The organism is Mycobacterium sp. DL99, assembly GCF_004762045.1.
In the GTDB taxonomy this organism is placed as follows: domain Bacteria; phylum Actinomycetota; class Actinomycetes; order Mycobacteriales; family Mycobacteriaceae; genus Mycobacterium.
Genome location: NZ_SJOM01000007.1, coordinates 1,802,929 through 1,825,205, shown reverse-complemented (window position 1 = coordinate 1,825,205; position 22,277 = coordinate 1,802,929). Strand labels below are relative to the sequence as shown.

22 protein-coding genes are annotated in these 22,277 nt (G+C 67.6%); 10 read left to right on the top strand and 12 right to left on the bottom strand.

The window, feature by feature from the left end; genetic code table 11:
* Positions 1-37 precede the first annotated feature (37 nt).
* Entirely contained in the window at positions 38-1,498 is a 1,461-nt protein-coding gene (locus tag EYZ64_RS09155; protein WP_135453155.1) for an HNH endonuclease signature motif containing protein, read from the top strand.
* Between the two features lie 27 nt (positions 1,499-1,525).
* Here EYZ64_RS09155 and EYZ64_RS09150 read toward each other — a convergent pair whose 3' ends face one another.
* Positions 1,526-2,875: a flavin monoamine oxidase family protein gene (locus tag EYZ64_RS09150; protein ID WP_502702946.1), complete on the bottom strand. Its 1,350-nt coding sequence runs from the start codon at positions 2,873-2,875 to the stop codon at positions 1,526-1,528.
* 50 nt (positions 2,876-2,925) lie between these two features.
* The gene (locus EYZ64_RS09145; RefSeq protein ID WP_135453153.1) at positions 2,926-3,546 is read right to left on the bottom strand and encodes a TetR/AcrR family transcriptional regulator; all 621 of its coding nucleotides are present in this window, start codon (positions 3,544-3,546) and stop codon (positions 2,926-2,928) included.
* Between the two features lie 80 nt (positions 3,547-3,626).
* Between EYZ64_RS09145 and EYZ64_RS09140 the strand changes: the two genes are divergently transcribed.
* The gene (locus EYZ64_RS09140; RefSeq protein ID WP_135453152.1) at positions 3,627-4,142 is read left to right on the top strand and encodes a GNAT family N-acetyltransferase; all 516 of its coding nucleotides are present in this window, start codon (positions 3,627-3,629) and stop codon (positions 4,140-4,142) included.
* On the opposite strand, the gene EYZ64_RS09135 is transcribed toward EYZ64_RS09140, so the two are convergent.
* Together EYZ64_RS09135 and EYZ64_RS09130 are read right to left on the bottom strand one after the other, a co-directional pair.
* Positions 4,132-5,268, bottom strand: coding sequence for a fatty acid desaturase family protein (locus tag EYZ64_RS09135; RefSeq protein WP_135453151.1), 1,137 nt, complete (start codon positions 5,266-5,268; stop codon positions 4,132-4,134). The two genes, EYZ64_RS09140 and EYZ64_RS09135, sit on opposite strands and share 11 nt — an antisense overlap.
* A gap of 28 nt (positions 5,269-5,296) precedes the next feature.
* The gene (locus EYZ64_RS09130) at positions 5,297-6,388 is read right to left on the bottom strand and encodes a ferredoxin reductase (RefSeq protein ID WP_135453150.1); all 1,092 of its coding nucleotides are present in this window, start codon (positions 6,386-6,388) and stop codon (positions 5,297-5,299) included.
* A gap of 71 nt (positions 6,389-6,459) precedes the next feature.
* Between EYZ64_RS09130 and EYZ64_RS09125 the strand changes: the two genes are divergently transcribed.
* Entirely contained in the window at positions 6,460-7,152 is a 693-nt protein-coding gene (locus tag EYZ64_RS09125; protein ID WP_135453149.1) for a TetR family transcriptional regulator, read from the top strand.
* Positions 7,153-7,161: 9 nt separating this feature from the next.
* Positions 7,162-7,959 carry an enoyl-CoA hydratase/isomerase family protein gene (locus tag EYZ64_RS09120; RefSeq protein ID WP_135453148.1) on the top strand — a complete coding sequence of 266 codons (798 nt, stop codon included), beginning with the start codon at positions 7,162-7,164 and terminating at the stop codon, positions 7,957-7,959.
* Here the strand turns inward: EYZ64_RS09120 and EYZ64_RS09115 are convergent.
* Genes EYZ64_RS09115 through EYZ64_RS09105 form a run of 3 tightly spaced genes read right to left on the bottom strand, consistent with a single transcriptional unit; the run spans position 7,928 to position 11,339 of the window.
* On the bottom strand, positions 7,928-8,698 hold the full coding sequence (locus EYZ64_RS09115) for an SDR family NAD(P)-dependent oxidoreductase (protein ID WP_135453147.1): 771 nt from the start codon (positions 8,696-8,698) through the stop codon (positions 7,928-7,930). The two genes, EYZ64_RS09120 and EYZ64_RS09115, sit on opposite strands and share 32 nt — an antisense overlap.
* Before the next feature lie 29 nt (positions 8,699-8,727).
* Positions 8,728-9,597: a pseudouridine synthase gene (locus EYZ64_RS09110; protein WP_135453146.1), complete on the bottom strand. Its 870-nt coding sequence runs from the start codon at positions 9,595-9,597 to the stop codon at positions 8,728-8,730.
* Entirely contained in the window at positions 9,594-11,339 is a 1,746-nt protein-coding gene (locus EYZ64_RS09105; RefSeq protein WP_135453145.1) for a glycerol-3-phosphate dehydrogenase/oxidase, read from the bottom strand. The genes EYZ64_RS09110 and EYZ64_RS09105 overlap by 4 nt, the downstream gene beginning before the upstream one ends.
* A 122-nt stretch (positions 11,340-11,461) precedes the next feature.
* On the opposite strand from EYZ64_RS09105, the gene EYZ64_RS09100 reads away from it, so the two are divergent.
* Positions 11,462-12,058, top strand: coding sequence for a hypothetical protein (locus tag EYZ64_RS09100; protein WP_135453144.1), 597 nt, complete (start codon positions 11,462-11,464; stop codon positions 12,056-12,058).
* 20 nt (positions 12,059-12,078) lie between these two features.
* Here the strand turns inward: EYZ64_RS09100 and EYZ64_RS09095 are convergent, their stop codons facing one another.
* Positions 12,079-13,494, bottom strand: coding sequence for an NAD(P)H-quinone dehydrogenase (locus EYZ64_RS09095; RefSeq protein ID WP_135453143.1), 1,416 nt, complete (start codon positions 13,492-13,494; stop codon positions 12,079-12,081).
* 41 nt (positions 13,495-13,535) lie between these two features.
* On the opposite strand from EYZ64_RS09095, the gene EYZ64_RS09090 reads away from it, so the two are divergent.
* Complete coding sequence (locus EYZ64_RS09090) at positions 13,536-14,003, top strand: gamma-glutamylcyclotransferase family protein (RefSeq protein WP_135453142.1); 468 nt, start codon at positions 13,536-13,538, stop codon at positions 14,001-14,003.
* A 4-nt stretch (positions 14,004-14,007) separates the two neighbouring features.
* Here the strand turns inward: EYZ64_RS09090 and EYZ64_RS09085 are convergent, their stop codons facing one another.
* Both EYZ64_RS09085 and EYZ64_RS09080 read right to left on the bottom strand, forming a co-directional pair.
* Positions 14,008-15,174: a M20 family metallopeptidase gene (locus EYZ64_RS09085; protein WP_135453141.1), complete on the bottom strand. Its 1,167-nt coding sequence runs from the start codon at positions 15,172-15,174 to the stop codon at positions 14,008-14,010.
* The gene (locus tag EYZ64_RS09080; protein WP_135453140.1) at positions 15,171-16,355 is read right to left on the bottom strand and encodes a M20 family metallopeptidase; all 1,185 of its coding nucleotides are present in this window, start codon (positions 16,353-16,355) and stop codon (positions 15,171-15,173) included. Before EYZ64_RS09080 ends, EYZ64_RS09085 begins: the two co-directional genes overlap by 4 nt.
* Positions 16,356-16,402: 47 nt before the next feature.
* Here EYZ64_RS09080 and EYZ64_RS09075 point away from each other — a divergent pair, with 47 nt between their 5' ends.
* Complete coding sequence (locus tag EYZ64_RS09075) at positions 16,403-17,197, top strand: purine-nucleoside phosphorylase (RefSeq protein WP_135453139.1); 795 nt, start codon at positions 16,403-16,405, stop codon at positions 17,195-17,197.
* Here EYZ64_RS09075 and EYZ64_RS09070 read toward each other — a convergent pair.
* Complete coding sequence (locus EYZ64_RS09070) at positions 17,194-17,739, bottom strand: TetR/AcrR family transcriptional regulator (protein WP_135453138.1); 546 nt, start codon at positions 17,737-17,739, stop codon at positions 17,194-17,196. The two genes, EYZ64_RS09075 and EYZ64_RS09070, sit on opposite strands and share 4 nt — an antisense overlap.
* A 100-nt stretch (positions 17,740-17,839) precedes the next feature.
* Between EYZ64_RS09070 and EYZ64_RS09065 the strand changes: the two genes are divergently transcribed.
* The gene (locus tag EYZ64_RS09065) at positions 17,840-18,988 is read left to right on the top strand and encodes an FAD-dependent oxidoreductase (protein WP_135453137.1); all 1,149 of its coding nucleotides are present in this window, start codon (positions 17,840-17,842) and stop codon (positions 18,986-18,988) included.
* A gap of 12 nt (positions 18,989-19,000) precedes the next feature.
* On the opposite strand, the gene EYZ64_RS09060 is transcribed toward EYZ64_RS09065, so the two are convergent.
* Positions 19,001-20,107: an AbrB family transcriptional regulator gene (locus EYZ64_RS09060; protein ID WP_135453136.1), complete on the bottom strand. Its 1,107-nt coding sequence runs from the start codon at positions 20,105-20,107 to the stop codon at positions 19,001-19,003.
* A 109-nt stretch (positions 20,108-20,216) separates the two neighbouring features.
* Between EYZ64_RS09060 and EYZ64_RS09055 the strand changes: the two genes are divergently transcribed.
* A complete protein-coding gene (locus EYZ64_RS09055) occupies positions 20,217-20,663 on the top strand; it encodes a MarR family winged helix-turn-helix transcriptional regulator (RefSeq protein ID WP_210115492.1) in 447 nt (148 codons plus the stop codon).
* On the top strand, positions 20,660-22,276 hold the full coding sequence (locus EYZ64_RS09050) for a phospho-sugar mutase (RefSeq protein WP_135453134.1): 1,617 nt from the start codon (positions 20,660-20,662) through the stop codon (positions 22,274-22,276). Before EYZ64_RS09055 ends, EYZ64_RS09050 begins: the two co-directional genes overlap by 4 nt.
* Position 22,277: the final 1 nt, after the last annotated feature.

The window sequence follows — 22,277 nt, the reverse complement described above, 5'->3', positions numbered from 1 at the left end:
AGAGTCAATGTCGGTCACGCATGGCATGCTCGAACGTATGTTCGAGACCGTGTCGGATGTGGAGCTGATCGACAGGATCAGTGCCGGGGCGCGGGCGGAGTCGGTGGCGATCGCGGGCCGGTTGGCGGCGATCGGGGCGTTGGACAGCCTGCGGGAACAGGAGTTGGTCGAAAGCATTTTGTGGCGGACTGATCCGTTCGAAGAAGTGGCCGCGGAGGTGTCGGCGGCGTTGCGGATCAGTCGGGGTCGGGCCGGGACCCAGGTTCACCATGCCCGGGTGTTGCGGGACAAGCTGCCCCAGGTGGCGGCGCGGTTCGCGGTTGGGGATATCGATTATCGGGTGGTGTGCACGATCATTGCCCGCACTGGCATCGTGGATCCGGCAGTGTGGGCGGGGTTGGATGCGGAGTTGGCGGCGCGGGCGCATCGGTGGATGCGGTTTTCGCAGCGGCAGTTGCGGGATCGGGTGGATCAGTGGATCGCCAAGCTGGATCCGAATGGGGTGCGGGTGCCCCCGGATGTGGCCGAGGAGCGGTTCGTGCAGATCGAGGCGGGCAGCCCGGGCAAGGCGACGGTGTGGGCCAACCTGGATGCCGCCGACGGGACAGCATTCGATCAACGCCTCAACGCCCTGGCGGCGACGGTGTGTGAGCACGATCCGCGTACCCGTGAGCAGCGTCGCGCGGATGCGGTGGGGCCGTTGGCCCGGTTGGATTCCCAACTGCCGTGCCGGTGTGGTCGTGACGAGTGCCCCGCGGCGCAGAAGCGGGCGGCGGCCGATGCGGCGGTGGTTCATGTGCTGGCCGATCGGGCTACCGTCGATGGCAGCTCGGATGATCCGGGATATCTACCGGGGCATGGGATCCTGCCCGCCGAGTCGGTGCGTGACCTTGCGGCCACGGCGAAGATCAAGCCGCTGCACGTGCCGGCCGGGCCGGACCAACCCAGCGAGCCGGGTGATGCGTCTGATGGGTCTGAGCCTGGCTATCGCCCATCGGTGGGCCTCTCGGAGTTCATCCGCTGGCGCGATCTGACGTGCCGGTTCCCGGGCTGTGACGCCCCGGTCGAGCGCTGCGACATCGACCACACGATGCCCTACCCGCTGGGCCCCACCCACCCGTCGAACGCCAAGCTCTACTGCCGCGCCCACCACTTGGTCAAGACCTTCTGCGCCGGGTGGTCGGACCGTCAATTGCCCGATGGCACCGTCGAATTCACCGGGCCCACCGGGCACACCTACACCACTGAACCCCACGGCGCCGGCATGTTCCCGACCCTCGCGCAACCCACTGGGGAGCTGAACCTTCCCGAACCCCCGGCCGCGAGCCCGAACCGGGGCGCGAGGATGCCGACCCGCCGCCAAACCCGCGAACAAGACCGCCGAGACCGGATCAACGCCGAACGACGGCTACGCGCCGAACTCAACAACGACCTCGACATCGAACGCCAATACCAAGCCTGGCTCGCCGAAGAATACGGACCACCCCCACCATTCTGAACGGCGTTTCGCTGGGGCATTCGGCCTCTAGCCCGCTGCCACACTCAGCGCCTGGGCGACCTCCTGCGCCACGCGGAGGCCGGATTCGATCGCGCCTTCGATGTAACCCGCGTGATCGCTCGAGGTTTCTGTACCCGCCCAGTGAATGCCGCCGACGGGCGTGGAGGGCAACGGGAGAAGCCCCTCCAGGGTGCCCGCAATGGGTAGGACCATGTAGCCACCGCCGACGTATTCATCGGTATGCCATGACTTCTCATGCCAGCTGACCGGCTCAAGCACCTCCGGCCCGATGTGGCCGATCAGTGGGTCCAGCGCTGCCCTTCGCCGCTCCTCGACAGAGAGGCCATCGAGCTGACGCGCCGCAGGTCCACCGATGAGCACACACAGGTGGCCCGGCCCATCCGGCGGGCTGGTGTCGAAGACACCGCTGCCCGGTCCGTCGAGGACGATCAGCTCGCCACCCTTGCGCTCCCTCCAGAACGGCCGGTCGTACACCGCGATGGCCTTGTAGACCGATCCCATATAGGTGCAGTCCGCGAGCCGGGCCCGTTCCGGCGGCAGCGGTGGTTGATGGGCGATGGATCCAGCCATGGGTGCCGGAACGGTGACGATGGCCTTGGCGGCCCGGAAGGCGCCCGCCGTCGTTCCGACGGTCACGCCAGAGTTGTCGCGACGGATCGATACGACCTTATGCCCCAAGCGGATCCGGGAGCCCAGGTCGACAGCCAAACCGTTGGCGAGTCCCTTCATCCCTTCGACGAGCAAGGAGTCTTGCGCGCCCCCTTTGGTCGACAACATGGTGCGCACACCGCCCTGCTGGCGGATCATCCGCATCATCGCGTAGACCGAGTGTCGGTCCAGGTCTGCCGTCCAGGACACCGCGGCAATCACTTCCAGCAGCCGGCGTGCGGTACGGCCCGGCGCCCGGCGCAGCCACGACTCGACCGTCGTGTCGTTCCAGCGTTGTGGCACCCCGGTACGGGACAGCACTTCGAGGCCGGCAAGAACCACCATGGCGGCGAGAACCGGTGGCGCAACCGCCGACAACCGGCGCGAGCGGTCGATCAGGCCCGGCATCGGACCCGTGTGCATCCGATACCGGGTGAGTCCGAGCTCGTCGGCCAACGCCATGAGACGACGGTGATCGTGGCCGATCCACTGACCACCGAGGTCAACCGTCGATCCCAGCGCGGTGGTCTCGCTCATCGTTCGTCCGCCGAGCCGGTCGGCGGCTTCCAGCACGACCACGTCGATGCCGCGGCGATGAAGCTCGCGGGCCGCGGTCAGCCCCGCCACACCTGCGCCGACCACGACCACCGTGGCGTCCCTCGCGCTGCCCTGCGCCGTCATGAGACCTCCAGATTCCAAGTCGGTCAACCGTCCGACTTTTGTAGCACGGGGCGGCCCGGGGCAACAGCCGTCGACGGCTAGCTGCGCATACCCGCCACTGGCTGGGGGCCTGCGAGCGTCACGAGCATCTGGATCGCGCGCTCGAGGTCGCTGCGCGCGCGACGGCCGTCTCGGCACGCGATGTACTGGATGATCAGCCCGTCGAGCATCCCGAGTGCCAACCGGCCCAGGGTGGCGAAATCGACGGCGCACCGCTCGCCGGCGGCGTTCGCCGCCTGCTCACAGAACTCGGTCACCAGTGCGGTGTAGCGGTCGTACTGCAGCTGGGCCAATCCCCCCGATCCCTCGCTGCGCACGGAGTACATCGCCAGTTCGTACTGCATGACCTGCACGCCGACATCACCTTCGACCAGGGTGTCCCAGAACGTCGTGACGCCGTGGCGCATCGCGTGCGCCAGGCCCTGGTCGAGTTGCAGACTGTCGTGCACGGTGGCGACGACGTCGTCGATGACCGCGGCGATGACGGCGCGCAGCATCTGGTCCTTGGACGGGAACACGTAATGCAACGTGCCCAACGGGATGCCCGCCTCGGCCGCCACGGCACGCAGCGTCGTACCCGGCACGCCGACTTCACTGAGCACGCGGATCGCCGCCGCGACGATCTGCTCGTGACGCTCGGCTGCCTTGACGTAGGCCATCGGAATCCCTCCCTCGACTGAGCGACAGCTTAGGAGAAAGTCAGACAACCGACCGGGTCGACGCCCCTTAGGGTGAAAACATGACCAACGCCGTCGTCCGCCCCACGTCACCGGATGACCTTGACGCGATCAGCGCCATCTACGCCCACCATGTCGAGTCCGGGGTGGCCACGTTCGAACTGATCCCACCGCACCGCGAGGAGTGGGAGCGTCGGCTGGCGACAGCCCGCGAACGCGAATTGCCGTTCCTCACCGCGATACTCGACGACGAGATCGTGGGCTATGCCTACTGCTCGCCGTGGAAACTGCGCCCGGCCTATCAGCACACCGTGGAGAATTCGATCTATCTCACGCCGCAGTGCGCCGGTCGTGGGATCGGAACGCTACTGCTGCAAGGACTTCTGGACGGCTGCACCGCGGCAGGTATCCGTGAGGTCATCGCCGTGGTGGTCGACACCGACGAGGCAGCGGCATCCATTGCCCTGCACCGCAAGCACGGTTTCACCGAGGCCGGGCGACTGCGCGCGGTCGGCTATAAGCACGGACGGTGGCTGGACACGGTGCTGCTGCAGTGCAGCCTGGCGGTCAGCAGTTGACGAGTTCCGGCTCACAGATCGGCCGCGAAGCCGGTTCCGGTGCAGGCTCTTTGGCGGCCGGCTCGGGATCCTTGGGCTTGCTGCCCCACGGGAACGCCAGCCGCACGATCTTGCGCACCACCGAGGCGAACTGCGTGTGGATCGGGCCGGTGTTGTAGGGCAGACCGTAGCGCTGGCAGATCTCCTTGACCTCACCGGAGATTTCGGCGTAGCGGTGCGCCGGGATGTCCGGGAACAGGTGGTGTTCGATCTGGAACGACAGGTTGCCGCTGAAGATGTGGAACCACTTGCCGCCGGTCAGATTTGCCGAACCCAGCAGCTGGCGGAAGTACCACTGGCCGCGCGTCTCGTCCTGGGTCTCCTCGATGGTGAACTCGTGGGTGCCCTCCGGGAAGTGCCCGCAGAAGATGATCGTGTAGGACCACACGTTGCGCATCAGATTGGCAGTCATGTTGCCCGCGAACACGAATGGCGCAAACGGGCCCGCCAGTAGCGGGAAGGCCACATAGTCCTTGACGGTCTGCTTGCGCACCTTGTCCCACATCTCGCGCAGCATGTCCTTCTTGTCCCGCAGCTTGATCTCACCGGTGCGGATCCGCTCGGTCTCCAGTTCGTGCAGAGCCACGCCGTACTGGAAGAACACCATCAGCAGGAATGCGTACAGCGGGTTGCCCAGGTAGTACGGGCTCCATCTCTGGTCCTCGCTCATCCGCAGGACGCCGTAGCCGATGTCGCGGTCCATGTCGACGATGTTGGTGTAGGTGTGGTGCATGTAGTTGTGGGAGTGCCGCCACTGATTGGACGGGCAGGCCGAATCCCATTCGAAGTTCTGGCCGCGCAACGCCGGATCGCCCATCCAGTCGTACTGACCGTGCATGACGTTGTGGCCGATCTCCATGTTGTCGAGGATCTTCGACAGCCCGAGCATCACCGTGCCGACCGGCCAGGCCGGCGGTAGGAACAGCAGCGCACGGCCACCGATCTCGAGCTTGCGCTGCATCTTGATGATGTCGCGGATGTAGGTGGCGTCGCGCTCACCGAGATCGGCAATTGCCTTTTCACGGATGGCGTCGAGTTCGGCGCCGAAGGTTTCGAACTGCTCGGGGGTCAGGGTGTAGTGAGTCATGTCTGTGCCTTTCGGAGGTCGATAGGTCTCAGAGGTCGATGACGACGTCGCCGACTGGTGCGGTGACGCAGATTTCGATGTCTTCGCAGTCGGCGCTGGAGATCGCGCCGGTGATCAGGTTGCGAACTGCGCCGCTGGCCTTGAATCGGGTGCAGGTGTGGCAGATGCCCATCCGGCAACCGCTTTCCGGAGTGAGGCCGGCGGCCTCGGCCTGCACCAGCAGCGGTTGACCGTCGTCGGTCACCTCCACGTTGCTGTTGGCGAACCGGACGGTGCCTCCAGTGGATCCCGTCGGCACTGCGAACACGGGTGGGACGAAGCTCTCCGACTGCGCGTCGGGACGCACCTCCCGCACCGCGTCGACCAATGCCTGCGGGCCACACGCGAATACCGCGTCCGGCTGGGCGCCGGGGAAGGCCGCGGCGAGGTGCGCGGGACCGAAGTACCCGTCGAGGTCGCCGACGGCCCCGTCGCGGGTGTAACCGTGCAGCACCCGGACGCCGGCCGAACGCATGGCCGCCAGCTCAGAGCGGTAGCAGGCCTCGTCGGCGCCGCGTGCGTAGTGCAGGAACGCGACCTCCCCGGTGAACGCCTGTGCACGCAATGTGCGCAGCATGGACAGCACCGGGGTGATGCCACTGCCGCCGGAGACGAAGAGGATGCGCCGCGGCAGCGCCTCGGGCAGGACGAAATCTCCGCCGACCGAGTCGAGGCCCAGCACCATGCCCGGGTAGGCGTGGTCACACAGGTAGGTCGACACCAGCCCGCCGTCGTGGCGGCCGATGGTCAACTCAAGGTGGCCCGCCCCTTCGGCATTGGCCGGCGAGTAGCACCGGGTACGGCGCCGGCCGTTGATCTCGACGGAGAGGTTGATGTGCTGACCGGCTCGAAATCCGGCGAAGGCCGCGTTCGGTTCCAGGGTCAGCGTGACACTGCGCGGCGTCTGGCGCCGCACCGCCACCACCTTGGCCCGGGCGTCGCCGCGGGTCCATGTCGGCTCGACCAGCTCGGTGTAGCGGTCGACCCCGTGGGGGCCGGTAAGCAGGTTCGCGAGAGCACTCATTCGCGGGCCGGCCAGCAGCCGCCGGCCAACACCTTCAGCCAAAGTTTGAGTGAACATGTGTACACAGTGCGCGTGCACACATGACTCTGTCAACGATAAAAACCCAGCAAGTGGTAGGGTTCACATCAGTGAACAAACGTACGCCCAATTCACGAACATCGAGCTCACGAACGCGCCGAACCGAATCGTCGTCGCGGTCGCGGGACACGCTGTCCCGGGAAGAACGCAAAGAGGCCACCCGGCGCGCGATCATCACGGCCGCGTTGACCCTGCTGGAAGACCGCAGCTTCAGCGCGCTGTCCCTCCGGGAGGTCACCCGGGAGGCCGGCATCGTTCCCGCCGCGTTCTACCGGCACTTCGACTCGATGGATGCGCTCGGCCTGGTGCTCATCGATGAGTCGTTCCGGTCCCTGCGCGACATGCTGCGCGGTGCGCGTGCCGGCAAGCTCGACCCGCACCACGTCATCGAATCCTCGGCCGAGATCCTGATCGGCAGTTTCAACGACCGGCGCGAGTACTGGCGGTTCATCGCCCGCGAACGTTCCAGCGGTATGTCGGTGCTGCGCTACGCGATTCGCACCGAGATCCGGTTGATCACGTCCGAGCTCGCGATCGACCTGGCCCGCTTCCCCGGCCTCAAGGACTGGAGCAGCGAGGATCTCAACATTCTGGCCAACCTGTTCGTCAACTCGATGATCTCGATAGCCGAGAGCCTCGAAGATGCGGGCGATGCGGCGGCCGTCGAGGCCATCCACCGCACCGCGGTCAAACAACTACGGATGATCGCCGTTGGCGTCAACGGGTGGCACAGCACCGGCTAGGGTCCGCTCATGCCCCCAGCACAGCCACTCGATCTCGCCTACCCGCGGCCCGAAATCGCCGTCATCACGCTCAATCGCCCCGAAAAGCTCAACGCGCTGTCCTACGAATTGGTCGAGGCCCTGCACGCCACCCTCGACGCGATCGCGGCGAATAACGAGTGCCGCGTCGTGGTGCTCACCGGCGCTGGACGCGGCTTCTGCTCGGGCCTGGATCTGAGTAATCCCAACCCGCCCGAAGCCAGCGGCGGCACCGAGTTCCCTCGCTCGGGCATGCGCTGGCAGGAACGCATCGCGAACCTGACGGTCAAACTGCACCGGCTGCGCCAACCCGTCATCGCCGCGGTCAACGGCGTGGCATACGGTGGCGGCTTCGCGCTGGCCGCAGCCAGCGACATTCGCATCGCCGGGCCGTCGGCGAAGTTCTGCACGCAGTTCATCAAGCTGGGCATCGGCGGCTGCGACATCGGGGTGAGCTACACCCTGCCCCGGATCATCGGTGCGGGCCCGGCGTTCGACCTGATCCTCACCGCGCGTGCGGTCGAGGCGCCGGAGGCGCTGCGACTCGGACTGGTCACCCGCATCGTCGACGACACGGCGAACTTGCTCGACGCCGCCCTTGAAATCGCTGAAACCCTGTGCGGCTACGGGAAGTTCGGACTGGAATCGACCAAGCAGGTGCTCTGGGCCAACCTCGACGCCGGCTGCCTGGAAACGGCGCTGCATGTGGAGAACCGCAGCCAGATCCTGTCCGTCGGCACCGGAAGCCTGGCCGAGGTCAGCGAGGTGTCCCGCCACCGTCGACAATGACCACCTGCCCGGTCATGTAGCTGCCGGCGTCCGAACACATCAGCAGGGCCGCGCCGACCATCTCGTCCGGGGTGGCGAGCCGCTTCATCAAGGTCCCGCCCTTCATGAGATCGATGGCCTCCTGCGGATTGTTGCGCATCATGTCGGTGTCGACGGGTCCCGGCGCCAGGGCATTCACCCGAATGCCCAGCGGCGCGAACTCGGCCGCCATCGACCGGGTGACCGACATCAGCGCGGCCTTGCCCGAGGCATAGATGGACAGTGCGGGGGCGAAGTTGAACGCCCCGACCGACACCATGTTCAGCACGGCCGCCTTCGGGCTGTCCTTCAGATGGGGCAGCGCGTGTTGCACCAGGAACACCGGCCCGCGCAGGTTCACCTCGTAGGACTTCGCCCAGGCCTCCGGCGTCATCTCCCCCAGCGGCTGGGCCAGCGCGTTGGCGGCGTTGTTGACCACCACGTCGATCCCGCCGAACTCGGCGACCGTGCGCTCCACCAGTGCGCCGAGGTCGTCGATGTTGCCGCTGTGCGTGGGCACCCCGATTGCCTGTCCCCCGAGTTCCCGCAGGTGCTCGGCCGCCCGCTCGCAGGCCTCGGGCTTGCGGCTGGCGACGACCACCCGGGCGCCGGCCAGCGTAAAGCCCTCGGCGAGAGCCAATCCGATGCCACGGGTGCCGCCGGTGACGATCACGGTCCGGTCGGTCATGTCGAACAGATGGTCAAAAGTCTCACGGTTCACCCCGTCAGTAGAACATCACCGCGGTCCGGTCACGCAAGGCTTCGGCCCACTATCCGGGCACTGACGAATTCGCGGTCCTCACCGGTTATCGGATCGGTGAACTCCAGGCGGTGGGCCAATAGTTGCAGCGGGTCGCCGAAATCATCGGGCGCGACGTCGATCACGTTGGGGTACAAGGAGTCACCGATGATCGGCAACCCGATCGAGGCCATGTGAACCCGCAATTGATGCGTCCGCCCGGTTCGGGGCAACAGCCGGTACAGCCCCTCTCCCAGCTCCTCGACATACGTCTCGGCGTTGGGTTCCCCGGGCTCCTCGAAGGCCTGTAACTGCCCGCGGTGCTTGATGATCCGGCTGTGCAATGTGGTGGGCAACGGCACCGTGGCGGTGCCCTCGGCGCGGGCCAGATACGTCTTGCGCGTCCTGCCTTCGGCGAACAGCCGCTGATAGCGACCGCGGACCTCACGCCGCGCGGTGAACAGCAGCACACCCGCGGTCAGCCGGTCCAGCCGGTGCGCGGGGCTCAGCTCCGGTAGGTCCAGTTCGCGACGCAGCCGCACCAGCGCGGTCTGCGCGACATGGCCACCACGGGGCATGGTGGCCAGGAAGTGGGGCTTGTCGACCACGACGATGTCGTCGTCGCGGTACAGCACCGGGATGTCGAACGGCACCTCCACCTCGTCCACCAGGTCGCGGTAGAAGTAGACGTGCGCGCCCGCGGGCAGCGTCGTCGTCGCATCCGCAGCCGCACCGTCGGGCAGAAACACTTCTCCGGCAAGCACTTTCGCGCCGATACCGAACCGCTCCTGCAACTCGTCGTGCACGTTGCCGCCCAGCAACCGCAGCCGCGCCGGGCCGAGTCCGTCACGCACCGGCAGCGGCGGCGGGCGTTTTCTCAATTGAGCGGCACGGGCTCGAGGATCTCGGCGCGGGCCTCGGGTGCGGCCTGACGCAGGGCATCGGCGGACTCATCGTCGGGCTGGGTCTGCGAAAGCACCTCGGCCTCCACCCGGGCGATGTACGTGGCGACCTCGCGGTCGATGTCCTCGGCGGTCCACCCCAGCACGGGTGCAACCACTTCCGCGACCTCGCGGGCGCAATTGACTCCGCGGTGCGGGTATTCGATCGCGATCCGCATCCGCCGGGCCAGGATGTCCTCCAGATGCAGAGCACCTTCGGCCGCGGCGGCATAGTAGGCCTCGACCTTGAGGTACACGGGCGCGTCGGTGATCGGGGCCAGCAGTTCGGGCCGGCCCTCTGCCATCTTGAGCACCTCGCCGATCAGCGAGCCGTAGCGGTCCAGCAGATGCCGGACGCGGTAGGGATGCAGCCCGTAATGCTTCCCGACGAACTCGGTCTGATTGATCAACGCGAAATACCCGTCGGCGCCCATCAGCGGGACCTTTTCGGTGATCGACGGTGCCACCCGGGCGGGGACGAACTCTGCGGCAGCGTCGATCGCGTCGGCCGCCATCACCCGGTAGGTGGTGTACTTCCCGCCCGCGATGGCCACCAAGCCCGGCGAGGGCACCGCGACGGCGTGCTCACGCGAGAGCTTGGAGGTTTCCTCGCTCTCACCGGCCAGCAGCGGACGCAGCCCGGCGTAGACGCCGTCGATGTCGTCGTGGGTCAACGGGGTGGCCAGCACGGTGTTGACATGGCCCAGGATGTAGTCGATGTCGGCCTTGGTCGCGGCCGGATGCGCGAGGTCCAGATTCCAGTCGGTGTCGGTGGTGCCGATGATCCAGTGCGTGCCCCACGGAATCACGAACAGCACCGATTTCTCGGTGCGCAGGATGATCGCCACCTCGCTGACGATCCGGTCCCGCGGCACCACGATGTGCACGCCTTTGGAGGCGCGTACCCGGAACCGGCCGCGCTCTTTGGACAGGGCCTGGATCTCGTCGGTCCACACCCCGGTGGCGTTGACCACAACATGGCCGCGCACCTCTGTGGTGGCCCCGTCCTCGGAATCGCGCAGTGTCACACCTACCACCCGATCGCCCTCGCGCAACAGCGACACCACCTGGCTCGACGAGCGCACCACCGCGCCGTAGTGGGCGGCGGTGCGGGCCACGGTCATGGTGTGCCGGGCGTCGTCGACGACCGTGTCGTAGTAACGGATCCCGCCGATGAGCGAGCTGCGCTTGAGCCCCGGGGCCAGACGCAGCGCCCCGGACTTGGTCAGATGCTTTTGCGCGGGAACGGATTTCGCACCGCCGAGCTGGTCGTAGAGGAAGATACCGGCCGCCACATAGGGCCGCTCCCACCAGCGGCTGGTCAACGGGAACAGGAACGGCAGCGGTTTGACCAGATGCGGTGCGAGCGTGGTCAGGCTCAGTTCACGCTCGTACAGGGCCTCTCGCACCAGCCCGAACTCCAACTGCTCGAGGTAGCGCAGGCCGCCGTGGAACATCTTGGAGCTGCGGCTGGAGGTGCCGGACGCGAAGTCCCGCGCCTCGACCAGCGCGACTTTCAATCCTCGGGTGGCTGCGTCCAACGCAGCGCCGGCGCCCACGACACCGCCGCCGATCACCACCACGTCGAATTGTTCGCTGCCGAGTCGTTGCCAGGCTTGCGCCCTTTGCTCCGGTCCGAGGAAGGTTTGCCCGTCGCCCGGTGCTGAGATCGGGTCAGTCACGATCCCCAGGCTACGTGGACGACGTGGGATCCGCCCGATTCTGCAGGCCGCCGGTCTGTGTCTTGCCGGATCCCGCGTGGTGCAGTGCCGATTCGCTCACATTGATGGGTAGGTTTCCCGTCGTGTCGACTCCACCCCCGGGATGGCCCGGCCAGCAGTACCCGCCGCTTCCGGGTTACGTTCCCGGCTACCCCCAACGGAAGGCGCCGCCCAGGAAGCGCTGGTACGGCGTCGGCGCTGCGCTGCTCATCATCGGGCTGGCAATCGCTGTGATCGCCGGTGTGGGATTGTCCTCCGATTTCTCCGGCTCAGCGCCCGATGCCGAACACACCTTCGGGAACGGCGAAATGACGACGGTGCACTTCGATGCGGGCGAGAGCAAGGTGATCTTCGTCGCCAATCCCGGGGAGCACCACAAGGTGCACTGCAATGTCGGCACTCAACGCGGTTCTGACGACGAAGCCAAGATCGACAACTACAACGGCGGCCTCACGATCAACCAATGGCAGGCCGTGTTCACCGTGACCGCTCAAAAGGCGTCTGAATACTCCGTCACATGTGAGGGCGCGGCGTCGGATCAGTTCGGGGTGGGCAGCGACGCCAAGACGACCTGGGTCGTCGGCGCAATTGTCGCGGCCTTCGGTGGCTGCTTCCTGTTCGGCGTCGGGATCGTGGCCCTCACCGTCACCGCAATCCTGCGATGGCGCCGCAAGGCGTGACCCCACCCGGGCGCCCAGCTCTAGTCCAGATCGTCGTGTTTCATCAACTGGCGCGCCGCCTCGGTGATCGAGCCGGACAACGACGGGTACACCGAGAAGGTCTGGGCCAGCTCGTCGACCGGGATGCCGTTCTGCACGGCCAGGGCGATGGGCAGGATCAGTTCGGAGGCGATCGGCGCCACCACGACACCGCCGATCACCACACCGGTGGCCGGACGGCAGAAGATCTTGACGAAGCCGCGGCGCAGGCTGGACATCTTGGCCCGGGCGTTCGTGTTGAGCGGCAGCGTCAGGGTTCGCGCCGGCACCGACCCGTCGTCGATCGCCGCCTGCGGCACGCCGACCGCGGCGATCTCGGGGCGGGTGAATACCGCAGCGGCCACGGTTCGCAGCCGGATCGGGGCCACCGCCTCGCCCAGCGCGTGATACATCGCGATGCGTCCCTGCATGGCCGCCACCGAGGCCAGCGGAAGTAATCCGGTGCAGTCCCCTGCCGCGTAGATGCCCGGCACCGAGGTCCGCGACACCCGGTCGACGTTGAGATAGTTGCCCGATCCGAGTTCGATGCCGACGCGCTCCAGACCCAGGCCGCTCGTGTTGGGGACCGATCCGACCGTCATCAGGGCGTGGCTGCCGTCGACGGAACGGCCGTCGGCCATGGTGACGCGGACGCCCGTGTCGGTGCGGGTGACCGACTCCGCGCGGGCGTTCTTGATCAGCGTGACACCGCGTTCGGAGAACACCTCCTCCAGCACCGCGGCGGCGTCGGAATCCTCGTGCGGCAGGATCTGGTCGCGGCTGGCCACCACCGTCACGGTCACCCCGAGTTCGGTGTAGGCGTTGACGAACTCGGCGCCGGTGACACCCGATCCGACCACCACGAGGTGTTCGGGCAGCGCTTCGAGGTCATAGAGCTGGCGCCAGTTGAGGATGCGTTCCCCGTCGGGTGCCGCACTGGGCAGGACGCGTGGGCTGGCGCCGGTGGCGATCAGCACCACGTCGGCGGTGAGCTGGCTCGCCGCGCCGTCCGGGCCGGTCACCTTGACCCGGTGGTGGGCCATGCCCGGGACGTCGTCGATCAGTTCGCCACGCCCCGCGATCAACTCGATGCCCTCGTTGCGCAGCCGCTCGGCGATGTCGTCGGACTGCGCCGTCGCGAGATTCTTGACCCGCTCGTTGATCTGCGGCAGCGAGATCTTGGACTGCTCGAAATCCAGCGAATATCCCAGGTTGGGGGCACGCCGCAGTTCGGTACGCACCCCCGTGGAGGCGATGAACGTCTTGGAGGGCACGCAATCCCACAGCACGCACGCGCCGCCGATGCCGTCGCAGTCGACGATGGTGACGTGAGCGACCTCGGGGCCGCGGGCAGCGGCGACGAGGGCCGCCTCATATCCGGCGGGTCCGCCGCCGATGATCACGATGCGGGTAGCCACGGCACTAACCTAACCAACTTCGCCGATTAAGCTGTCTTACCGTGCCGCTCTACGCCGCGTATGGATCGAATATGCACCCGGAGCAAATGCTCGAGCGGGCTCCGCACTCGCCGATGGCGGGTACCGGGTGGCTGCACGGCTGGCGGTTGACGTTCGGCGGTGAGGACATCGGCTGGGAAGGCGCGCTGGCGACCGTCGTCGAGGACCCGCTGGCGAAGGTGTTCGTCGTGCTCTACGACATGACGCCGGCCGACGAGCAGAGCCTCGACCACTGGGAGGGCTCCGAGCTCGGATTCCACAAGAAGATCCGCTGCCGCGTGGACCGGACCTCGTCGGACACCAACACCGATCCGGTACTGGCCTGGCTGTACGTGGTCGACGCCTGGGAGGGCGGCCTGCCCTCGGCCCGCTATCTCGGGGTGATGGCCGACGCCGCCGAGATCGCCGGCGCGCCCGACCAGTATGTGCACGATCTACGCACCCGTCCCGCCCGCAACATCGGGCCGTAGCCGGCTAGGCAGATGCGGCGATGATGTTGACCATCGTGCGCACACCGACGCCGAGTGCACGCTCGTCGATGTCGAACGTGGGCTGGTGCAGATCCAGCTGTGGGCCCTGCCCACTCCACACGCCGAGTCGCCCCATGGCGCCGGGCACCTCTTCGAGGTACCAGGAGAAGTCCTCGCCACCGCCGGACTGATGGGTGTCGGCCAGCGCCTCGGGGCCGATCGCCTCGATCGCGTGGGTGAGGATGCGGGTGGACACCTCTTCGTTGACCACCGGCGGCACCCCGCGCCGGTAGTTGAGGCTGTGGGAAATGTTGAGCGGGGCCAGCAAGGCGGAAACCGTGTCTTCCACAATCGATTCCAGGGTCAGCCAGGTATCGCGGCTGGCGGTGCGGATCGTCCCGGCCAGGGTGCCGATCTGCGGGATGGCGTTGGCGGCCACCCCGGCGTTGACCGCACCCCACACCATCACGGTGTCGTGGCGCGGGTCGATGCGACGGGACAGCACGCCGGGCAACCCGGTGATCAGCGTGCCCAGCCCGTAGACCAGGTCACCGGTCAGGTGCGGCCGGGAGGTGTGCCCGCCCGGCGAGTGCAAGGTGATCTCGATGGAATCGGCCGCCGAGGTGATCGGCCCGGGTTTGGTGGCCACCTGCCCCACGGCCAGCCGAGGATCGCAGTGCAGGGCGAAGATCCGGCTCACGCCGTTCAGGACGCCCGCGTTGATCGCGTCGATCGCGCCGCCGGGCATCAGCTCCTCGGCCGCCTGGAACAGGAGCCTCACCCCGACCGGCAACTCCGGAACCGACGACAGTGCCATCGCGGCGCCCAGCAGTATCGCGGTGTGCGCATCGTGCCCGCAGGCGTGCGCGACGTTGGGCACCGTCGAGGCGTAGGACGCCCCGGTCCGATCAACCATCGGCAGCGCGTCCATGTCGGCACGCAGCGCGATGCGCGGACCGTCCTCCGGGCCGAAATCACAGGTCAATCCGGTGCCGCCGGGTAGCACCTTGGGGTTCAGCCCGGCCTCGGCCAAATGGCGGGCGACGAACTCGGTGGTGGCGAACTCTTGCCGGCCCAGTTCCGGATGCGCATGCAGATGCCGCCGCCACGACACCATCTCGTCATAGTTCGCCGACAACCACCGGGCGGCGGCATGCTGCAACACGCTCATGAAGCGCGCCTCCTCTGCTGCGCCGCCAGCACCCGGTCTCGCTCTGCCGGCGTCTCGGCCAGCCGAACGACGGTGCGGGCCAACATGATCGCACCCTCCAGCACGGCCTTGTCGGCGCTTGGCCCGGCCGCTGCCGCAGTGAACGCCGGTTGATGGATCGCGGCCCCGCCCGAGTCGATCCCGATCACCGGATGGATGCCGGGCATCACCTGACTGATGTTGCCCATGTCGGTACTGCCCAGCGGCACACTCGCCTCCACGTTCTCCGGCAACGGGTTACGGCCCAGTCGCAGCATCTCGGCACGGATGGTCTCCGACAGCCACGGGTCGGGCGCCAGTTCGGCGTAGGCCGGCGCGATCTCGGTGACCTGGTGCTCGCAGCCCGTCGCCAGTGCTCCGGCTGAAAAACACCCCGCCATCCGGTCTTCCAGCTCATGCAGCGCGGACATCTCGGTAGCGCGCATGGTGTAGCGCATCTCGGCCCGGCCGGGGATGACGTTGGTGGCCTGCCCACCATGGGTGACGATGCCGTGCACCATCTGCCCCGGCATGAGCTGCTGGCGCAGCAGGCCGATCGCCACCTGCGCGACCGTGACCGCGTCACCGGCATTGACGCCGAGATACGGCGCCACGGCCGCATGCGACTCCCGCCCGGTGTAATTGACCGTCACCTCGGAGAGCGCCAGCGAACGGGCCGCGGCGATGTCCACCGGCCCGGGGTGCAGCATGACCGTTGCGGCGATGTCGTCGAACACTCCGGCGTTGAGCAGCAACACCTTTCCGCCGCCGAGTTCCTCGGCCGGGGTACCGACGAGCACCACCGTCAGCCCCAGGTCGTCGGCCACGTCTGCCAAGGCCAACGCGGTGCCGACCGCCGAGGCCGCGATGATGTTGTGCCCGCAGGCATGCCCGATCTCGGGAAGCGCGTCGTACTCGGCACAGATCCCGATGACGAGCGGGCCGCTGCCGTAGGAGGCCCGGAACGCGGTGTCCAGCCCGCCTGCGGCCTCGGTGATCTCAAACCCGTACTCGGCGGGCAGCGCCTGTGTCTTTGCGCAGCTGCGATGCTCGGCGAAGGCCAGTTCGGGCTCGGCGTGGATCGAATGAGAGAGCTCGATGAGGTCGCCACGACGCCGGTTGACGGCTTCCTCGACGCTCAGCGAGGCGGTGGCAGACGGCATGCTCGCAGTATCTCACTGCGTGTTCAGGGCCGTTAAGCTCGCCTATCGTGACCGATCCCCAGGCATCCAGCCAGGCCGCCGCCGCCGCCATCGCCGAACGCACCGGCATCGATCGCCACGATGTCGCGGTCGTGCTCGGCTCGGGTTGGGCACCCGCGGTGGCCGAGCTCGGTGATCCGGTCGCCACCGTGCCGATGGCCGATGTCCCCGGCTTCACCCCGCCGAGCGCGGACGGCCACGGTGGCCAGGTGCACTCGGTGCGCATCGGCGACCATCGGGTGCTGGTGCTGGCCGGGCGCATCCACGCGTATGAGGGCCATGACCTGCAGCATGTGGTGCATCCGGTGCGGACCGCGGCGGCTGCGGGCGTGTCGACGGTGGTGCTGACCAATGCCGCCGGCGGCCTGCGGGCCGAATACCAGGTCGGCCAGCCCGTCCTGATCAGCGACCACCTCAACCTCACCGCCCGGTCCCCGCTGGTCGGGGCCCAGTTCGTCGACCTGGTCGACGCCTACTCCCCCCGGCTGCGGGCACTGGCGCGGGACATCGATCCGTCCCTGGCCGAGGGCGTCTACGCCGGGTTGCCCGGCCCGCACTACGAGACCCCGGCCGAGATCCGGATGCTGCGAACCCTGGGCGCCGACCTGGTCGGCATGTCGACGGTGCACGAGACGATCGCCGCCCGGGCCGCCGGCCTGCAGGTATTGGGAATTTCGATGGTGACCAACCTGGCAGCGGGGATGACAGGTGAACCGCTCAGTCACGCCGAGGTGCTTGAGGCCGGACGTCAGTCCGCGACCCGGATGGGTTCCCTGCTGGCTTCGGTGATCAAACAGATCTAACCGACCAGATACCGCTGCAGCGTGGGCCCGATCCAGTCGATGACCTCCTGCCGGGCCATGGCAACCAAGGGCGGGAATTTCAGCACGTAGCGACACAACGCCATCCCCAGCACCTGCGACGACGCGAGGCTGGCCCGCACCGGGGTGTCGGGAGCGTTGCCCGTGGTTTCCGCGACGACCGGGGCGAGTTGTGCGGCGAAGATCGTGCGCATCCGCTCCGCGACGGACTCGTTGGTGACGCCGGCCCGCAACAGGATCAACAGCGCTTCGTCTCGCTCCCAGCGTTCGAGGAAATGCGCGGCCAGCGCGGCACCGATCTGCTCGCGCGGCACCTTGGTCAGATCGGGTAATTCCAGATCGAATTCGGCAGCCGCGGCGAACAGCCGCTCCTTGTTGCCGTAGTAGCGCATCACCATCGACGGGTCGATGGCGGCATCGGCCGCGATGGCCCGGATGGTGGCCCGTTCGTACCCGTCGGCGGCAAATCGCTCACGGGCCGCCGCGAGGATGACGGACTTGGTCTCAGCTGCCGGTCGTCGCATGACAACAAGTGTAGGCCAACAACCGTTGACATCGGATCGAAAGGCTCCTAGGTTGAAGTCAACAGTTGTTGACCAACAGTTGTTGACAAAGGAGTCGAGGATGCAAACGACCACTGCAGACGTCCTGATCGTCGGGGCCGGGCCGGTCGGCCTGACCGCCGCCATCGTGCTCATCCAGCACGGCCACGACGTGACCGTGGTGGACCACCAAGCCGAGGGCGCCAACACCTCTCGGGCCGCCGTGGTCCATCCCCACACCCTGGAATTACTGGAGCCGTACGGGGTGGTCGACGAACTCGTCGCACGGGGCGTTCACACCCCGACCTTCACCATCCGGGACCGCGACGATCTCCTGATCGCGGTGCCGTTCAGCGCGCTGCCGACCCGCTACCCGTACACATTGATGATTTCGCAGGCCGACACCGAGGCGTTTCTGCTCAACCGGCTGGAGGAGCTGGGTGGCAAGGTCATCCGACCCGCGTCGGTGACCGGGATCCGGCAGTCCGCCGACCGCGCGATCGCCACGTTCGCCGACGGCCGTCAGATCCGGGCCAGGTATCTGGTCGGTGCCGACGGCATGCACAGCACGGTCCGGGACCAGGCCGGTATCGCGTTCAGCGGCGGTACGTACGGAGAATCGTTCGCGCTCGCCGATGTCCGCCTGTCCGGCGGTGTGCCCGCCGATGAGGTCATCCTTTACTTCTCGCCGGCCGGACTGGTGGTGGTCGCACCCTTGCCCGACGCGATGTACCGCATCGTCGCCACGGTGGACGAGGCGCCGCAGCACCCCGACATCCCGTTCGTGCAATCACTGCTGGACGAGCGCGGCCCGGTGTCGCGGCCCGCGGTGGTCGAGGAAGTCGTCTGGGGATCGCGCTTCCGCGTACATCACCGGATCGCCGACGCGTTCCGCGACAACCGCATCCTGCTGGCGGGCGACGCCGCACACGTGCACTCGCCCGCAGGCGGACAGGGCATGAACCTCGGGATCGAGGATGCCGTCGTCCTGGGCGAGCACCTCTCGCAGGTGCTGGACGCCGGGTCCGACGAGGCGCTGCTCGACGACTACGCAGCCACCCGGCGCCACACCGCAGGCGGCGTCGTCGCGATGACCAGCCGGCTCACCGAACTTGCCACCGCGTCAGCCCGCCGCCGGCCCATCCGCAATCGCGTCATGCGCATCGCCGGCAAGCTGCCCGCCGTCCGCCGCGCGCTGGCCTGGCGGTTGTCCGGCCTGAACCGACGTTGAGCATGGCCGATTTCACGGCCGGGCAGCGGCGACCGGTTCCTCATCCCGCTGACCGTGACGCAGACTGCGTCGCCTGCCCATCCGGGCCATCACCCTGGCCATCAGCGGCGCCGCGAACAGCATCAGCAGGACCCGGAGCACCTGGGCGGCGATGATGAAGGTGACGTTGGAGCCGGTTTCCACCGCGGTGGCCAACACCGCGTAGACCCCGCCCGGGCTGGTTGCGAGGTAGCCCTCGAGTTGGGTCATCCCGGTGACGTCGGCCAGCACCACGCCGAGGCCCGCGGTGGCCGCGCCGAGCACCACGATCAGGGTCAGCGCCAGCGGAAGGATCCGGCCGATGGCGCGTAGCGACTCCCGGGTGAAGGCGATGCCGGCCTGCCAGCCGATCACCATGTAGGCCGCCTGCACGAGCAGCGCCGGGACCGTCAGGCCGAAGGACAGACCGGTGAGTTGCAATGTCACCGTCAGGGCCAACGGGCCCAGCAGTCCGGCGCCGGGCAGTTTGACCCATCGCCCGCCGACGGCGCCGACAGCGACGATGACGGCCAGCATTGCGAGACTGAGATACCAAGGCGCCGAGTCGGATTCGGCCACATTTGCGGCCGGATGCGACCGATCGGCGTGAAAGACCAGGGTCACCACGAGCGGAATGGTCGCGGTGACGAGTGCGACCCGCAGGTATTGGACGACAGAGACAACCCGATCGTCGCCGCCGAGTTCGCGGGCGATGGCCACCAGACCCGACGCGCCGCCGGCCACCAGTGCCAGGGCCCCGGTCAACGGGCTGACATCGCGGTGCAATCCGAGTAGCCCGCCGGCCACGATGCTCAGGAGCAACGTGGCCACGGCGATCGCCAGCACGATCACCCAGTCCGAGCCGATCGCACTGACCGCGTCTCGGTGAACCATCGTGCCGATGTAGACACCGAGCACACCTTGGGCGATCACCCCGGCAGGACGCGGCATGCGCGCCGGGGCCAGCGCGACCAGGGCCAGCACGATGCCCACCGCGAGCCCGGCGAACAGCGCGGCCGAGGGAACGCCGACGAGGTTGAGCGGGACGGTGACGGCGGCAGTCGCGACGGCCAGCAGTGCCCACCGCAGCATCCGCGTCATCCCCGTCTCGCACCTCCTACCGAAATAGTAAGGTATGTCTTCATACTATTCATGGCCAATAGGGCTCTAAGTGCCCATACTGCTATCAATGCCAAGGTATAACTTCTCTATGGCAGCGACGTCGGCGACTGAACTACGTGAGTCGATGATGGCGGTGACCCGCCAGATGCGGCGGCACCGTCCAGACCATGGCCTGACCTTGAGCCAGCTGGAACTGCTCGGCGAGGCCAGTCGCAGCGGAACCACCACGCCGGCCGAGATGGGCGCCCGTCTGCACGTCCGGGCGCAGTCGCTGACCGACAGCATCAACGAACTCGTCCGCCGCGGCCTGATCGCCCGCCGTCCCGACGACCACGACCGTCGCCGTCAGCTCATCGAGATCACCGCAGCGGGGACGTCGTTGCTGCAGGCCGACCGCGCCGAACGGGACGCCTGGCTGCACGCCACCATGCGGGAGAACCTGACTGATCTGGAGTTCGATCTGCTGATGCTGGTGGCACCGGTCCTGCGCAAGCTGGCGTACTCCGACGCCGCTGCGGGCACACTTGGGTCATGACTGCCATCGCGACCGCCGCCGCGGACTGGATCGCACATGACCCCGACCCGCTGACCGCGGCCGAATTGTCCGCCTGCAGCCCGGATGAGCTCGACCGCCGTTTCAACAATCCGCTGACCTTCGGCACTGCCGGTTTGCGCGGACCGTTGCGGGGCGGGCCCGACGCGATGAATCTGGCCGTCGTCATGCGCACCACATGGGCGCTGGCCCAGGTCCTCAAGGACAGAGGCCTGGGCGGGTCGCACGTGGTGGTGGGCCGCGACGCGCGACACCGCTCCGACGAGTTCGCCTTGGCTGCTGCCGAAGTCCTTGCCGCCGAGGGCTTCCAGGTCCTTCTCATGATGGCCTCGGTCCCGACACCGGTGGTCGCCTATACCGTCCGGCACCTTCCCGCCGTGGCCGGAATCCAGATCACCGCATCGCACAATCCGCCCACCGACAACGGCTACAAGGTGTTTCTCGACGGCGGCATGCAGATCATCTCCCCCGCCGATCACGAGATTGAGGCCGCGGTGGCCCGCGCCCCATACGCCGACGAGATACGCCGGGCCGCAGTGGAAACCGGTGGCCTCCATCAGGTCTACGGCTACCTGGAGCGGGCCGCCCGAGTACGGCGCACCACCGGTTCGGTGCGGGTGGCGCTGACCCCGCTGCACGGTGTCGGCGGCGAGTACGCCCTTGATGCACTGGCCCTGGCCGGATTTGACGACGTCCACGTGGTCGAAGAGCAGTTCAACCCCGACCCGGACTTCCCCACGGTCAGCTTCCCCAACCCCGAGGAACCCGGCGCCGTCGACGCACTCCTGGCCCTGGCCGACGACGTCGACGCAGAGATCGCGATCGCGCTGGACCCCGATGCCGACCGGTGCGCCGTCGGGGTGCCCGGACCCGATGGATGGCGCATGCTCACCGGCGACGAAACCGGTTGGCTGCTGGGCGATTACATCCTGTCTCAGCTCGAACCGGGCCCGGTCAGCGAAGCCGCCCTGGTGGCCAGCACCGTGGTCTCGTCGCGGATGCTGGCGTCGATCGCTGCGGCGCACGGCGCCCAGCACGCCGAAACCCTCACCGGATTCAAGTGGTTGGCCCGCGCCCAGTCTCCCGGCAACACCCTGGTCTACGCCTACGAGGAAGCCATCGGGCATTGCGTCGACCCGGCCTCAGTTCGCGACAAGGACGGGATCACCGCCGCGATCCTGGCTACCGACCTCGTGGCCGCACTGCGCGATCAGGGTCGCACCATGCTCGATGCCCTCGACGATCTGGCCAAGGTCCAGGGCGTGCACGTGACGGGGGCGGTCACGCGCCACGTCGACGATGCCGAGGCGGCCATGACCCGTTTGCGCGGAGCCCCGCCGACCGAACTGGCCGGCATCGGCGTCACCGTCGATGATCTGCTGGAGCGGGTGGGACAACAGCGCACCGACGCACTGATCTTCACCGGCAGCGACGCCGACACCTCGGTCCGAGTGGTGGTGCGCCCGTCGGGAACCGAGCCGAAACTCAAGTCCTACACCGAAGTCCGCTGCGCACCGACCGATGACCTGAATACCGCCCGGGCGCACGCCCAGAAGCTCAGCCAGGACCTCGCCGACGCCGCAACACGCTGGTAGC

What these genes read in the sequence shown, in the direction of transcription:
- EYZ64_RS09155 (WP_135453155.1), top strand. Translation starts at nt 38, where the DNA reads ATGTTCGAGACCGTGTCGGATGTGGAGCTGATCGACAGGATCAGTGCC.
- EYZ64_RS09145 (WP_135453153.1), bottom strand. Translation starts at nt 3,546, where the DNA reads ATGGCCTACGTCAAGGCAGCCGAGCGTCACGAGCAGATCGTCGCGGCG.
- EYZ64_RS09140 (WP_135453152.1), top strand. Translation starts at nt 3,627, where the DNA reads ATGACCAACGCCGTCGTCCGCCCCACGTCACCGGATGACCTTGACGCG.
- EYZ64_RS09135 (WP_135453151.1), bottom strand. Translation starts at nt 5,268, where the DNA reads ATGACTCACTACACCCTGACCCCCGAGCAGTTCGAAACCTTCGGCGCC.
- EYZ64_RS09130 (WP_135453150.1), bottom strand. Translation starts at nt 6,388, where the DNA reads ATGTTCACTCAAACTTTGGCTGAAGGTGTTGGCCGGCGGCTGCTGGCC.
- EYZ64_RS09120 (WP_135453148.1), top strand. Translation starts at nt 7,162, where the DNA reads ATGCCCCCAGCACAGCCACTCGATCTCGCCTACCCGCGGCCCGAAATC.
- EYZ64_RS09085 (WP_135453141.1), bottom strand. Translation starts at nt 15,174, where the DNA reads ATGAGCGTGTTGCAGCATGCCGCCGCCCGGTGGTTGTCGGCGAACTAT.
- EYZ64_RS09080 (WP_135453140.1), bottom strand. Translation starts at nt 16,355, where the DNA reads ATGCCGTCTGCCACCGCCTCGCTGAGCGTCGAGGAAGCCGTCAACCGG.
- EYZ64_RS09070 (WP_135453138.1), bottom strand. Translation starts at nt 17,739, where the DNA reads ATGCGACGACCGGCAGCTGAGACCAAGTCCGTCATCCTCGCGGCGGCC.
- EYZ64_RS09065 (WP_135453137.1), top strand. Translation starts at nt 17,840, where the DNA reads ATGCAAACGACCACTGCAGACGTCCTGATCGTCGGGGCCGGGCCGGTC.
- EYZ64_RS09060 (WP_135453136.1), bottom strand. Translation starts at nt 20,107, where the DNA reads ATGACGCGGATGCTGCGGTGGGCACTGCTGGCCGTCGCGACTGCCGCC.
- EYZ64_RS09055 (WP_210115492.1), top strand. Translation starts at nt 20,217, where the DNA reads ATGGCAGCGACGTCGGCGACTGAACTACGTGAGTCGATGATGGCGGTG.
- EYZ64_RS09050 (WP_135453134.1), top strand. Translation starts at nt 20,660, where the DNA reads ATGACTGCCATCGCGACCGCCGCCGCGGACTGGATCGCACATGACCCC.